A 12,764-nucleotide genomic window follows, 5' to 3' on the forward strand; every position below is an offset into this window, starting at 1 on the left:
CCGCCGCCGCTCCGGCCGCCGCGAGGACGCCTCCGGTGCCGACGATCGCCCCGGTGGTCGCGGCTGTGCGCCTCATGATCGTCCCCCTCCGCCGCGACGCCCGCCCGAGCCCCCCTCGGTGCCGCCGCGTCGCTGCAGGAGGAAGGCTACGCACTCGATGTTTCGATCGTGCGACGCGATTCGCCCTGCGGGGCGCCGCCGTGGTGCGATGGGTCGGTGACGGACGACGCGAACGCCCCGGCTCCGACCACCGAGCGGCGCGGCCGGCAGTACCTGCTCCTCGGGCTGATCGGGGTGATCGGCGGGGTGCTCTCGGGCGCGTTCGGCGTCGGCGGCGGCATCGTGATGGTGCCGATGCTGGTCGCGTGGGCCGGGATGGACCAGCGCCGCGCGTCCGCGACCTCGCTGCTCGCGATCGCGCCCACGTCGGTGGCCGGCGCGTTCGGCTACGCGCTTGCCGGGCAGGTCGCCTGGATCCCGGCGGCGGTCATCGCCGCGGCGGCGATGCTCGGGGCGGTCCTCGGATCGTGGCTGCTCGCGCGGCTGCCGCTGGGCGTGCTGCGCTGGCTCTTCGTCGCCCTGCTGGTCGCGGCCGCGGTGCGGATGGCCGTCTTCGGCTCGAACGAGACCGGCGACGTGGCGGAGGGCTGGGGCGTGTGGCCCGGCTTCGTCGGGCTGGGCGCGGCGATGGGAGTCGCCTCCGGTCTCTTCGGCATCGGCGGGGGCGCGATCGCGGTGCCGGTGCTCGTGGGCGCCTTCGGACTCGCCGACCTGCTCGCCAAGGGCACCTCGCTGGCGGCGATGATCCCCACCGCGATCAGCGGCTCGATCGCCAACGCCCGCCGCGGACTGCTCGATGTGCGGGCGGGGCTGGTCGTCGGCCTGGCCGCGACCGCGTCCTCGTTCGCCGGAGTGGCCCTGTCGTTCCTCCTGCCCGCCCGGCTCTCGGGGATCCTCTTCGCGGCGCTGCTCCTGCTGGCCGCGCTGCAGCTGGCGCTGAAGGCGCGGCGGCGCTCCTGATCCGAGTGCGCCCCTGCCGGACGGCGGGCCCCGCCGTCAACGCCCTGGCCCCCTCGCGCCCGGCGGTCGTAGCGTCCTGACGACGGCGGCCCGGCGGGCGGGCGCCGGGAGCGGAGGCATCCCATGGCGGTCACGGACGGCGGACGGCGGAGCGCGCCCCGGGGAGGGCCGGCGTTCTTCCGGAACGCGGCACCCGGCATCCACCGGATCGAGCACGCGTACACGAACCTGTACCTCGTCGAGGAGGGCGGCCGGATCCTCGTCGTCGACGCGGGACTGCCGCGCACCTGGCCCCACCTGCTCCGCGCGCTCGACGTGCTCGGGCGCGAGGTCTCGGACATCGACGCCCTGGTGCTCACCCACGCCCACTTCGACCACGTCGGCGTCGCCCGGCGTCTCGCCGAGCGGGGCGTCCCCGTGCTCCTGCACCCCGCCGACGCGCCGCTCGCCGCGCACCCGTACTCGTACCGGAGGCAGCGCACCCCGTTCCTCTACCCGCTGCGGTACCCCTCGGCGATCCCCGTGCTGGGAGCGATGGCGCGCGCGGGCGCCCTGGCCGTCCCTCCGCTGACGACCACGGTCGCCCTGCGCGCGGGCGAGACGCTCGACGTGCCGGGGTCGCCGACGGTGCTCGCGACGCCCGGGCACACCGACGGGCACGTCTCGCTGCACTTCGCCGACCGGGGAGCCGTGATCGGCGGCGACGCCCTCGTGACGCTCGACCCCTACTCCGCGCGCACCGGCCCGCATCTCGTGGCGCGCGCGGCCACCGCCGACACCGATCGCTCGCTCGCGTCGCTGGACGTGCTGGCGGCGACCGGGGCGCGGACGCTGCTGCCGGGGCACGGCGAGCCGTGGCGGCTCGGAGTGGCGGCGGCCGCGACGCAGGCCCGGCGCGCGCCGATGGCCTGAGCGGTGGTCAGCCGGCGATCACGGAGGTCAGCCCGTCGGCGGCCGCGTCGACGCTCGAGACCGCGCCGAGCGTGACCAGGCACGCGATGCCCCAGAACCAGGTGCGACCGGGGGCCCCGGCGCTACGGCGGTCGAACGCGAGCCACCAGGCGCCGACGACCGAGACGCAGGCCGCGATGACCGAGCCGAGCGCCATCCGCACGTGGTCCTCCGGGCCGGGGGAGGACCACGAGTTCGTCGCGAGCAGGATCGCGAGCGGGACCACGATCACCGCGAGGACGCCGAGCAGGACGGCGTGGCGGGACGAGCGCTGAGCACGTCGAGGAGGGGCCGTCGGTGCAGTGGTCATGACTCGTCCCCCGTCGTGCCGGGAGCGTCCCGGCAGGGCGACGCTACCTCGGCGGCACTCGGGAGTCACCGGAACGGGGGAGAATCGGTAGCGATGTCACCTCGAGTCGCATGAGCGCGTTCACCTACCAGGCCGCGTCGATCCCCCTCCGCCTCGCGAGTGCCGGGATGGTCGTCGCCCTTCCCGTCCTCGCTGTCGAGCGCCTCGACGACGTCGCCCTCGGCGGTCTGCTGACCGGCGCGGCGCTGTTCCCGAGCGTCGTCGCGGCGCCGCTGGTCGGCACCGTGCTCGACCGGGTGCGGCACCCGCGCCGGCTGCTGGTGGCGTCGGCCGTCGCGACAGCGGCGGCCTTCGCGCTCGCCGCGTTCCTCGGCGACGTGCCGACGCTCCTGATCGCGCTGCTCCTCGTGCTCGCCGGACTCTCGACGCCGGTCTCGATGGGCGGCATGTCGAGCTTCGTGACCAGTGCGATCCCGGACGCGCGCCGCGCCTACGCCCAGGACTCGCTCTCGTACAACGTGGCGTCGATCGGCGGGCCGGCGCTCGCCGGGCTCGCGATCGCCGTCGCCGACGCGCGCGCCGCGATGCTCCTGATGGCTGCGCTCGCCCTCGTCGGTGTGCTCGGCTCGCTGGCGCTGCGGATGGACGCCCGCCCGGCTCCGACGATCGGGGTGCGCCGCACGATCGCGGCGGGCGTCACCCACCTCGTCCGTCACCGCCCGATCGCGGTCGTCACCCTCTCGGGCACGCTGAGCCAGATCGGAGGCGGCGCGGCGGGGGTCGCGGCGATCGGCCTGTCGATCGAGCGGCTGGGCACGACGGCCGGAGCCGCCTGGATCCTGACGGCCTTCGCGATCGGGGGACTGCTGGGCGCGGTCGCCGTCGCCGCCCGCCGCTGGACGCAGCGACCGCCCTCCTGGGTGATGGGTGCGGGCTTCGCCGCGACCGGCGCCTCGCTCCTGCTGGCCGCTCCGGATCTGGGCATCGTCGTCGTGATCGTCGCGTTCGCGGTGGCCGGCGTCTTCACCGCTCCCGCCAACGCGGCGATGCTGATGCTCCGGGATCAGGAGAGCCCCGCGGCTGTCCGCTCGCAGGTGTTCACGATCGGCGCGGGACTGCGGGCGGCCGCCGCCGCGGTGGGCGCGACGCTGGCGGGCGCTGCGTCCGGCCTCGACGCGGGCTGGCTCGTGATCGGGATCGCGGCGATCTGGATCGTCTCGGGAGCGCTGCTCCGGGCCTTCCCGAAGTCCGACTCCGCGTCCTCACCGCAGCGCGTCGGCTGAGGAGGGGGTCTCTCCGCTGTCGGCAGAGAGACCCCCTCCTCGAGCGAGGCTCAGGCGGCGACGCCCGCGAGGCTGCCCGTGGTGAGGCCCTCGGGGTCGGTGATCAGGCAGTTGATCGTGCGGTCGCCGCCCGCCCAGCTCTCGGCGGTGGGGTAGTAGTAGCTGAAGTCGTACTTGGACTCCTGGTAGGTCAGTCCGACGAAGGCGTCGTACGCGACGACGCACTCGTCCTCGGCCTGCTGCGTGGTCGCCTCCTCGCCGGGGTACTCGTCGGCCTCGGCCATCGTGATGTTCTGGAAGACCTCGTAGCTGTGCGGCTCGGTGCACGGAAGGGTCGGCACATCGGTGACCTCGGTGGCCTCCTCGGTGAGCTCGTCGTTCAGGCAGTCGCCGACGCGGAGCTGGAAGACGTCGGTGGTGCCGCCCTCGGTGATCTCGCCCGACTCCTCGTCGCGGGTCTCCCCTCCGGCGAGGCTGTTCAGGCCGGAGCAGCCGCCCAGGCCGAGCGCGAGGGCCGCTGCCGCGACCAGGACGAGGGAGGAACGACGGCGGTTCATGGAGGACTCCTGGTTCTGCGGGGGCGCATCGCGCCCACGGGACAGCGGACTCCCCCAACCTAGGGCTCGGTCGACTCCGACTGCAGGGGGATGCGGGAGGCGACGTCCAGGCAGGAGGAGTCGAATGGGGGCATGGCTCAGAAGACGGTCGCGGACCAGCTCATCGCCCAGCTCATCGACGCCGGGGTCTCCCGGATCTACGGAATCGTCGGGGACTCCCTCAATCCGATCGTCGACTCGGTGCGCCGAAGCGGCGGCTCGGCGAAGGGAGGGATCGACTGGATCCACGTGCGCAACGAGGAGGCCGCGGCCTTCGCGGCCGGCGCCGAGGCCCAGCTGACCGGGAGGCTGGCCGTCTGCGCGGGCAGCTGCGGTCCGGGCAACCTGCACCTGATCAACGGCCTCTACGACGCGCACCGCTCCGGTGCCCCTGTGCTGGCGATCGCCAGCCACATCCCCAGCGGCGAGATCGGCTCCTCGTACTTCCAGGAGACGCATCCCGACCGCCTCTTCGTCGAGTGCTCGAACTACCGCGAGCTCGTGTCGACCGCCGCGCAGGCACCGCGCGTGGTGAACGCCGCGATGCGCAGCGCGGTGGCGCTGCAGGGCGTGGCGGTGGTCACGCTCCCGGGCGACGTGGCCGAGTTCGACGCGGTGGGGGAGTTCCCCGCGTTCGTGCTGCCCGCGCCGGCCGTGCTCGTGCCGGACGACGGCGACGTGCGGGCGCTCGCCGCGGCGATCGACTCCGCGAAGACGGTGGCGGTCTTCGCGGGTGCCGGGGTCAGGAACGCGCACGACGAGGTCGTCGCCTTCGCCGACCTCGTCGGAGCGCCCGTCGGGCACAGCCTCCGCGGCAAGGAGTGGATCCAGTACGACAACCCGTACGACGTCGGCATGACCGGGCTCCTGGGCTACGGAGCCGCGCACGCGGGCATCCACGATGCCGACCTGCTGATCCTGCTCGGCACCGACTTCCCCTACGAGCAGTTCCTGCCCGACGCGTCCGAGGTCGTCATCGCGCAGGTCGACACCGACGCGTCCAAGCTCGGGCGGCGGGTGAGCGTGGCGCATCCGGTGCACGGGGACGTGGGAGCGACACTGCGGGCCCTCACTCCGCTCGTGCAGCGCAAGAGCCACCGGTTCCTCGAGAAGACGCTGAAGAAGCACGAGAAGCTCGTCACCGGGGTCGTCGGGAAGTACACCGAGGTCGAGAAGCGCCGCCCGATCCACCCCGAGCTCGTCGCCTCGACGCTCGACGGCCTGCTGTCGGAGGACGCGATCGTCACCGCCGACACCGGCATGGGCAACGTCTGGCAGGCGCGGTACATCACCCCCAACGCGCCGCCGCCTGATCGGCTCGTACCTGCACGGCTCGATGGCCAACGCCCTGCCGCAGGCGGTCGGCGCGCAGCTCTCGCATCCCGGGCGCCAGGTCGTCTCGCTCAGCGGCGACGGCGGGCTCTCGATGCTGATGGGCGAGCTCGTGACGGTGGCCGCGTACCGGCTCCCGGTCACGATCGTGGTCTTCAACAACTCGACGCTCGGGCTGGTCAAGGTCGAGATGCTGGTCGACGGCTTCCCGGACTTCGCGGTCGACGTGCCGATGGTCGACTACGCGAAGGTGGCCGAGGCGATCGGCATCCGCGGCATCCGCGTGGAGGATCCGAAGGACGTCGAGGGCGCGCTGCGCGAGGCGCTCGCCGAGGACGGGCCGGTCCTGGTCGACGTGGTGACGGATCCGCTCGCCCTGTCTCTGCCGCCGACCGTCACCGGCGCGCAGGTGAAGGGCTTCGCGCTGGCGATGTCGAAGATCGTGATGAACGGCGGGGCCGGCGAGGCGATCGCCCTCGCGCGCTCCAACGTGAAGCACGCGCTGCCGTGAGGGGTCTCGCGAGCGGCACCTGGTTCGTCCGCGGCTCGACCCTGCCGCTGTGGCGGGGCCGCGAGGGGGTGGCGATCACCTACGCGCCGCTGCCGAGCGGCGAGGTCGCCGACGTCGTCAGCTGGTGCGGCCGGCGCTCGACGCGGTACGTCGTCGGTCTGGACGCCCCGGATCCCGGCGATCCCGACGGCTTCCGCTGGCGGGGCGTCGAGCCGCTGACACTGCTCGCGCGCAGCCGCTGGTCGTTCGTCGCGGCCGACGAGGAGGCGGGCTGGGCGCTGACGCGGTTCGCGCGCACGCCCTTCACGCCGGCGGGAGTGGACGTGTACGTCCGCGACGCGCAGTGCGCTCCCGGGGTGCTGGCGGCGGCGCTGCGGGCGTGCGCGGCGGATCCGCGGACGGCGGCGCTGCGGCCCCGGATGTTCGAGGTGGCGCCCTAGGCGACGTCGTCGTCCGCGAGCGGCACCGAGTCGGCGTCCATCCGCTCGCCGCACTCGGCGCAGTGCAGCACCGGGTCCAGGCGCGCGCCGCAGCGGTGCCGGTAGGGCTGCCGCGCCGACGGCTCGTGCGCCCAGCGCTCGCCCCAGGAGGCGAGGGCGATCAGCACGGGCACGGCGTCGCGCCCCGCCTCGGTGAAGCGGTACTCGGAGCGGGGCGGCCGCTCGGAGTAGGCGACGCGCTCGATCACGCCGTGCTCCTCGAGGGTGCGCAGCCGTGCCGTGAGGACGTCCCTCGGTGCGCCGGTGAAGGCCCGGATGCGGTCGAAGCGGTGCTCGCCGAACGCGATCTCGCGCAGCACCAGCAGGCTCCAGCGCTCGCCGAGCACCTCGAGCCCGGCGGCGATGGGGCAGGCGCGCGGAGTGATGCCGACGGTGGTCACGGGGTCTCCGCTCCGGCGCAGCGCGCCCGGTTCGAGTGAGTTGGGAATTCCAACCTACTGGTCCGACGTTGCCCGGTGCAGAGGTCGCGATCACCGCGGCCCGCAGAATCGGGAGCTTCCACCATGACATCACTCCACGGAGCCGTCGTCCTCGTCACCGGCGCGAACGGCGGACTCGGCTCCGAGTTCGTCGCGCAGGCCCTCGCGCGAGGCGCGGCCAAGGTCTACGCCGCCGCCCGCCGGCCGAAGGAGTGGGGCGACGAGCGCATCGTGCCGCTCGTGCTCGACGTGAACGACGCGGAGTCGGTGGCCGCGGCCGTCGAGGCGGCTCCCGACGTGACCGTGCTGGTCAACAACGCGGGCGTCTCCGGAGCGAGCTACAGCCTGCTCGCGCTCTCGACGCAGGAGCTGCGCGACGTGATGGAGACGAACTTCTTCGCTCCGGTGCTGCTGGCGAAGGCCTTCGCGTCGCGGCTGTCCGAGGCCTCGGGCGCGGCGATCATCGACGTCCACTCCGCCCTCAGCTGGTTCGCGGTGGCCGGCGGCTACAGCGCCTCGAAGGCGGCCCTCTGGTCGGCGACCAACTCGCTCCGCCTGGAGCTGGCTCCGCAGGGCGTGCACGTGCTGGGGCTGCACGTCGGCTACGTCGACACCCCGATGGCGGCGGGCGCCGAGGGGCCGAAGGCGAGCCCGGTCGACGTGGTCGGCCAGACCTACGACGGACTTGAGTCGGGCGCCTTCGAGGTGCTGGCCGACGAGACGAGCCGCCAGGTGAAGTCGGGCCTGACCGCGCCGATCGAGGCGGTGTACCCCCAGCTCACGGGCTCCTGACGCCCGCAGAACGTCAGCTGGGAGCGGTCCTCGCGCACGATGGTGGCTGAGGACCGCTCCCGTCTCAGGTCGTGGTCGGCTACTCGCCGAGGGTGATCGCCTGGGCCTCGACGAGCTCCGGCTCCTCGCCGTGGGCGTCCGCCCGAGCGAGCGTCCGTCGGCCGAGCAGCACGATCAGTGCGGCGACGAGCACGGCGCCCGCGGCGGCGTACATCGGGAAGGCAGGCGAGATCGCGGCGGCGAGGGCCGAGGCGGCGGGCGGGGCGATCGCCCCTCCCAGGAACCGCACGCCCGAGTAGGCGGAGGAGGCGACCGAGCGGGGCAGGTCGGTCGCCTCCATCACGCACTCGGTGAGCACGGTGTTGACGACGCCCAGCAGCAGCCCGCCGACGATGATGCAGACGATCAGTCCGACGCGCGACGAGATCGCGAGGCCGCCGGCGACGAGGTCGAGCGCCAGCAGCACGAGCACCGAGCGCAGCACCACGGTGCGCGGCAGGCGGGCGGTGAGCAGCGGAGCGGCGAAGACCGACGTGATCGCGACTCCCAGGCCCCAGCCGAAGAAGGTGAAGCCCAGGCCCATCTCGTCCAGCCCCAGCGGGTAGGGCGTGTAGGCGAGGAGCACGAAGAAGCCGATGTTGTAGAAGAGCGCGGCGCCCGCGAGCGTCCGGATCGCCGGGACCGCGAGGGCCTTGAACGGCGCCGAGAGCGGAGTCGGGGTCGGCCGGGGACCGTCCTCGCGCAGGAGCGTCGCGATCGCGATGAAGCCGACGGCCATCAGCACCGCGGTGCCGAAGAACGGCCCGCGCCACGAGACGCTGCCGAGCAGACCGCCCAGCAGCGGGCCGATCGCGATGCCGACGCCCAGCGCGGCCTCGTAGAGCACGATCGCGGCGGAGCTGCCTCCGCTCGCCGCCCCGACGATGGTCGAGAGCGCGGTCGAGATGAAGAGCGCGTTGCCGAAGGCCCAGCCCGCGCGGAAGCCGATGACGCCCTCGACGCTGCCGGCCGTGCCCGCCAGCGCGGCGAACACGACGATGAGCACGAGCCCGATCATCAGCGTCTTCTTGGCGCCGATGCGGCTCGAGAGCCAGCTGGTGAAGAACATGACGACGCCGGTGATCACGAGGTAGCTGGTGAACAGCAGCGACGTCTCGGTCGGGGTGGCCTCGAGGCTCTCGGCGATCGCGGGGAGGATCGGATCGACCAGGCCGATGCCCATGAAGGCGATGACGGCCGCGAAGGCCACGGCCCAGACGGCGAGCGGCTGCCGGAGGATCGAGCCGCCGGCGGGGGAGTGGGCGGGAGTGGACACGGAGGGTCCTTTCGGGAGGGGGTCAGGAGATGCGCCGCACGCGCTCCTCGACGAGCGCGGCCGCGCGCTCGAGCACGCGCCGGTCGTCGTCGTCGAGGTCGTCGAACAGGGGCGCCAGGGCGGAGTCGAGGCGGAGGCGGTGCTCGCCGAGGGCGGTGAGGCCCGCGTCGGTGGCCTCGATGAGCCAGGCGCGGCCGTCGCTCTCGTCGTGCACCCGGCGGATCCAGCCGGCTTCGTCGAGCCGGGCGATCAGCCCGGTCATCGTGGGCTGGGTCACGCGCACGCGCTCGGCGAGCTCGCCGAGGCGGAGCGGCGAGGAGGTGCGCAGCTCGGCGAGCGTCGACCAGACGGCGCCGGACTGCGCGCCGAGCCCCGTCGCTGCGCTGGAGCGGCCGGCGTACCGCGCCAGGGCGGTGGCGGCGGAGGCGAGGCGCACGGGGGCGGAGGGGGCGGGCACGAAGATAAACATAGCACGCCTATGTAATTGTGCAGGGGGGGGTCCGGTGGCGGTGGGTCTCGATACGCCCCTCCGGGGCTACTCGACCAGCACAGGGCGGCGCGGCTGATCGAGCAAGCCGCGGGCGTCCTCCTTCCTGATCGAGTAGCCCGCGCCGCGGGCGTCCCCCTTGCTGATCGAGTAGCCCGCGCAGCGGACGTATCGAGATCCACGTCTCCAGAACCCCGCCCCGCCCCCTGCCCATCGAGCAGCCCCCGCGAGCGCCGCTCCGCGATCCCCACCCCACCACCCTTTTCCCCTGTCCCTGTGGCAAAATGATCCGCAATCCCTCGCGCATGCCCGGGATCACCGACGGAACGAGTTGTCATGTCCCGAATCGAGCGCGACGTCGTCGTGATCGGAGCAGGCGCCACCGGGCTCACGGCGGCCCTGCGGCTCCACGAGGAGGGGCTCGGCGTCGTCGTCCTCGAGGCCCGCGACCGCGTCGGCGGCCGTCTCGAGACCCGCGAGATCGACGGCCAGATGCTCGAGCTCGGCGGCCAGTGGGTCTCGCCCGACCAGACGGTGCTGCTCGAGACGCTCGACGAGCTGGGCCTCTCCACCTACTCCCGCTACCGCGACGGCGAGAGCGTCTACATCGGCTCCGACGGCAGCGCCCGCCGCTTCACCGGCGACATCTTCCCGGGCGGCGAGCGCACCGAGGCCGAGATCGGCCGCCTGATCGAGCTGCTCGACCGCCTCGTGGCCGAGACCGACCCGGCCGCGCCGTGGGCGCATCCGCTCGCCGCCGACTACGACCGCATCAGCTTCAACGCGTGGCTCGAGCAGCAGACCGACGATCCGGAGGCGCGCGCCAACGTCGCGCTGTTCGTCGCCGACGCGATGCTCACCAAGCCCGCCCACTCGTTCTCGCTGCTGCAGGCCCTGCTCATGGCCGCCAGCGCGGGGTCCTTCAGCCACCTCGTCGACGCCGACTTCATCCTCGACAAGCGCGTGCTCGGCGGTCTCCAGCGGGTGCCGGAGCTGCTCGCCGAGCGGCTCGGCGGCGAGCACGTGCTGCTCGAGCAGGCCGTGCGCTCCGTGCACTGGAGCGAGGACGGCGTCGAGGTCCGCACCGACGACACCACCGTGCTCGCCCGCCGCGCGATCGTCGCCGTACCGCCGAACCTCGTCGGCCGCATCCGCTTCGACCCGCCCCTGCCGCACCTGCGCCAGCAGGCCCTCCAGCACCAGTCGCTCGGGCTCGTCATCAAGGTGCACGCGACCTACGCGACCCCGTTCTGGCGCGCCGACGGGCTCTCGGGCACCGCGTTCAGCCCGCACGCGCTCGTGCACGAGGCCTACGACAACTCCAACGCGGGGGAGGAGCGCGGCACCCTCGTCGGCTTCGTCTCGGACGAGAAGGCCGACCGCGTGCTGCGCCTGCCCGAGGCCGAGCGCAAGGCCGCGATCCTCGACTCGCTCGCCGCCTACTACGGTCCGGCGGCGCTGGATCCGGTCGTCTACTACGAGAGCGACTGGGCCGCGCAGGAGTGGACGCAGGGCGCCTATGCCGCGAGCTTCGACCTCGGCGGGCTGACCCGCTATGGGGCGCTGCAGCTCGAGCCCGTGGGTCCCCTCCGCTTCGGCACGAGCGACCTGGCCGCCGAGGGCTACCAGCACGTCGACGGCGCGATCCGCGTCGGGCGCCGGCTGGCGCAGGAGGTCCTGGACGAGCTCGCACTCACCACCGTCCCCCACCGCGAAGGAGCACTCCCCGCATGAGCACCCACTACGCCGTCATCGACCCGGCCTCCGGGAAGACCCTGAGCGAGTACCCGACGATCACCGACGCCGAGCTGACCGAGGCGATCGGAGCCGCGCACGACGCCTACTCCACGTGGTCGCGCGCCGTGCCGGTCGCGACCCGCGCGGCCCTGATCGCCCGGGTGGCCGACCTGCACGTCGAGCGCGCCGACGCGCTCGCCGAGATCATCGTGCGCGAGATGGGCAAGCCGCTCGACCAGGCGCAGGGCGAGGTGGGCTTCGCGGCCGACATCTACCGCTACTACGCCGACAACGGCGAGGCGTTCCTCGCGGACGAGCCGATCGAGCTGTCCGACGGCACCGGCTCGGCCTTCGTCCGCCGCGCCGGTCTGGGCGTGCTGCTGGGCATCATGCCCTGGAACTTCCCCTACTACCAGGTGGCCCGCTTCGCCGGCCCGAACATCGTCGCCGGCAACACGATCCTGCTCAAGCACGCGCCGCAGTGCCCGGAGTCGGCCGCCGCCATCGCGGACATCTTCGCCACCGCCGCATCGGAGCTCGGTGCGCCGGCCGGCGTCTACGTGAACCTCTACGCGAGCACCGAGCAGGCCGCCGACGTCATCGCCGACCCGCGGGTGCAGGGCGTGTCCGTCACCGGCTCCGAGCGCGCGGGAGCCGCCGTCGCCGAGATCGCGGGCCGCCACCTCAAGAAGGTCGTGCTCGAGCTCGGCGGGTCCGACCCGTTCGTGCTCCTGTCGACCGACGACCTCGACAAGGCGGTCGAGGACGCGGTCGCCGCGCGCCTGGACAACAACGGCCAGTCCTGCAACGCCGCCAAGCGCTTCATCGTGATCGACGACCTCTACGAGGAGTTCGCGGCGAAGTTCACCGAGGCGTTCACCAAGGCGCAGCCCGCCGATCCGTTCGCCGAGGGCACCCTGCTCGGCCCGCTCTCCTCCTCCGCCGCCACCGAGCGCCTCGAGCAGCAGCTCGCGACCGCCCGCGAGCAGGGCGCGACCGTGCGCGCGAGCGGCGAGGTGACCGGCAACTTCTTCCCGCCCGCGGTGCTCGAGGACGTCACCCCCGAGATGAACGCCTACCGCGAGGAGTTCTTCGGGCCCGTCGCCGCCCTCTACCGCGTCCACGACGAGGACGAGGCGATCGCGCTCGCGAACGACACCCCCTACGGTCTCGGCTCCTACCTCTACACGACCGATCAGGAGCAGGCGCTGCGTCTCGCCGACCGGATCGACGCCGGCATGGTCTGGATCAACCTGGTCCTCGGCGACGCCGCCGAGCTGCCCTTCGGCGGCGTGAAGCGCTCGGGCACCGGCCGCGAGATGGGCCGCAGCGCCCTCGAGGAGTTCGTCAACAAGAAGCTCATCCGTATCGCGTGACGTCCTCGAGACGCTCCCGCGGGGCTCCTCGACCAGCGGGACACCCTTGCTGATCGAGTAGCCCGCGCAGCGGGCGTATCGAGATCCCCGAGTCGGACGGTCGCAACTCCTGTCGACGGCGGACGAGCCACCTCG

12 protein-coding genes and 1 pseudogene are annotated in these 12,764 nt (G+C 73.3%); 8 read left to right on the forward strand and 5 right to left on the reverse strand.

What is annotated here, in order from left to right; genetic code table 11:
• The first annotated feature begins 216 nt into the window (after positions 1-216).
• Both B0T42_RS12715 and B0T42_RS12720 read left to right on the forward strand, forming a co-directional pair.
• Positions 217-1,020: a sulfite exporter TauE/SafE family protein gene (locus B0T42_RS12715; protein ID WP_158078124.1), complete on the forward strand. Its 804-nt coding sequence runs from the start codon at positions 217-219 to the stop codon at positions 1,018-1,020.
• 123 nt (positions 1,021-1,143) lie between these two features.
• Entirely contained in the window at positions 1,144-1,932 is a 789-nt protein-coding gene (locus B0T42_RS12720) for an MBL fold metallo-hydrolase (RefSeq protein ID WP_077223472.1), read from the forward strand.
• A gap of 7 nt (positions 1,933-1,939) precedes the next feature.
• Here the strand turns inward: B0T42_RS12720 and B0T42_RS12725 are convergent, their stop codons facing one another.
• On the reverse strand, positions 1,940-2,281 hold the full coding sequence (locus B0T42_RS12725) for a hypothetical protein (RefSeq protein ID WP_077223473.1): 342 nt from the start codon (positions 2,279-2,281) through the stop codon (positions 1,940-1,942).
• Between the two features lie 110 nt (positions 2,282-2,391).
• On the opposite strand from B0T42_RS12725, the gene B0T42_RS12730 reads away from it, so the two are divergent.
• A complete protein-coding gene (locus tag B0T42_RS12730) occupies positions 2,392-3,564 on the forward strand; it encodes an MFS transporter (RefSeq protein ID WP_077223474.1) in 1,173 nt (390 codons plus the stop codon).
• A 50-nt stretch (positions 3,565-3,614) separates the two neighbouring features.
• Here B0T42_RS12730 and B0T42_RS12735 read toward each other — a convergent pair whose 3' ends face one another.
• Positions 3,615-4,121, reverse strand: a complete 507-nt coding sequence (locus B0T42_RS12735; RefSeq protein WP_077223475.1) for a septum formation family protein — start codon at positions 4,119-4,121, stop codon at positions 3,615-3,617.
• 132 nt (positions 4,122-4,253) lie between these two features.
• Between B0T42_RS12735 and B0T42_RS12740 the strand changes: the two are divergent.
• Both B0T42_RS12740 and B0T42_RS19585 read left to right on the forward strand, forming a co-directional pair.
• Positions 4,254-6,003: pseudogene (locus B0T42_RS12740) on the forward strand (pyruvate dehydrogenase).
• Positions 6,000-6,443, forward strand: coding sequence for a hypothetical protein (locus tag B0T42_RS19585; protein ID WP_139344508.1), 444 nt, complete (start codon positions 6,000-6,002; stop codon positions 6,441-6,443). The pseudogene B0T42_RS12740 and the gene B0T42_RS19585 overlap by 4 nt, the downstream one beginning before the upstream one ends.
• Here the strand turns inward: B0T42_RS19585 and B0T42_RS19590 are convergent.
• Complete coding sequence (locus B0T42_RS19590; protein WP_201788537.1) at positions 6,440-6,883, reverse strand: winged helix-turn-helix transcriptional regulator; 444 nt, start codon at positions 6,881-6,883, stop codon at positions 6,440-6,442. The two genes, B0T42_RS19585 and B0T42_RS19590, sit on opposite strands and share 4 nt — an antisense overlap.
• Before the next feature lie 123 nt (positions 6,884-7,006).
• Between B0T42_RS19590 and B0T42_RS12750 the strand changes: the two genes are divergently transcribed.
• Positions 7,007-7,714 (forward strand): SDR family oxidoreductase, encoded by a 708-nt coding sequence (locus B0T42_RS12750; protein ID WP_077223476.1) that lies wholly within the window; start codon positions 7,007-7,009, stop codon positions 7,712-7,714.
• A 79-nt stretch (positions 7,715-7,793) separates the two neighbouring features.
• Here B0T42_RS12750 and B0T42_RS12755 read toward each other — a convergent pair whose 3' ends face one another.
• Both B0T42_RS12755 and B0T42_RS12760 read right to left on the reverse strand, forming a co-directional pair.
• Positions 7,794-9,029, reverse strand: coding sequence for an MFS transporter (locus B0T42_RS12755; protein ID WP_077223477.1), 1,236 nt, complete (start codon positions 9,027-9,029; stop codon positions 7,794-7,796).
• Between the two features lie 22 nt (positions 9,030-9,051).
• Positions 9,052-9,486 (reverse strand): MarR family winged helix-turn-helix transcriptional regulator, encoded by a 435-nt coding sequence (locus B0T42_RS12760; protein WP_158078125.1) that lies wholly within the window; start codon positions 9,484-9,486, stop codon positions 9,052-9,054.
• Positions 9,487-9,852: 366 nt separating this feature from the next.
• Here B0T42_RS12760 and B0T42_RS12765 point away from each other — a divergent pair, with 366 nt between their 5' ends.
• Both B0T42_RS12765 and B0T42_RS12770 read left to right on the forward strand, forming a co-directional pair.
• Positions 9,853-11,250 (forward strand): flavin monoamine oxidase family protein, encoded by a 1,398-nt coding sequence (locus B0T42_RS12765; protein ID WP_077223479.1) that lies wholly within the window; start codon positions 9,853-9,855, stop codon positions 11,248-11,250.
• Positions 11,247-12,629, forward strand: coding sequence for an NAD-dependent succinate-semialdehyde dehydrogenase (locus tag B0T42_RS12770; RefSeq protein WP_077223480.1), 1,383 nt, complete (start codon positions 11,247-11,249; stop codon positions 12,627-12,629). Before B0T42_RS12765 ends, B0T42_RS12770 begins: the two co-directional genes overlap by 4 nt.
• Positions 12,630-12,764: the final 135 nt, after the last annotated feature.

Origin of the sequence: Rathayibacter rhapontici (assembly GCF_001995175.1) — a bacterium.
Taxonomy (GTDB): Bacteria; Actinomycetota; Actinomycetes; order Actinomycetales; family Microbacteriaceae; genus Rathayibacter.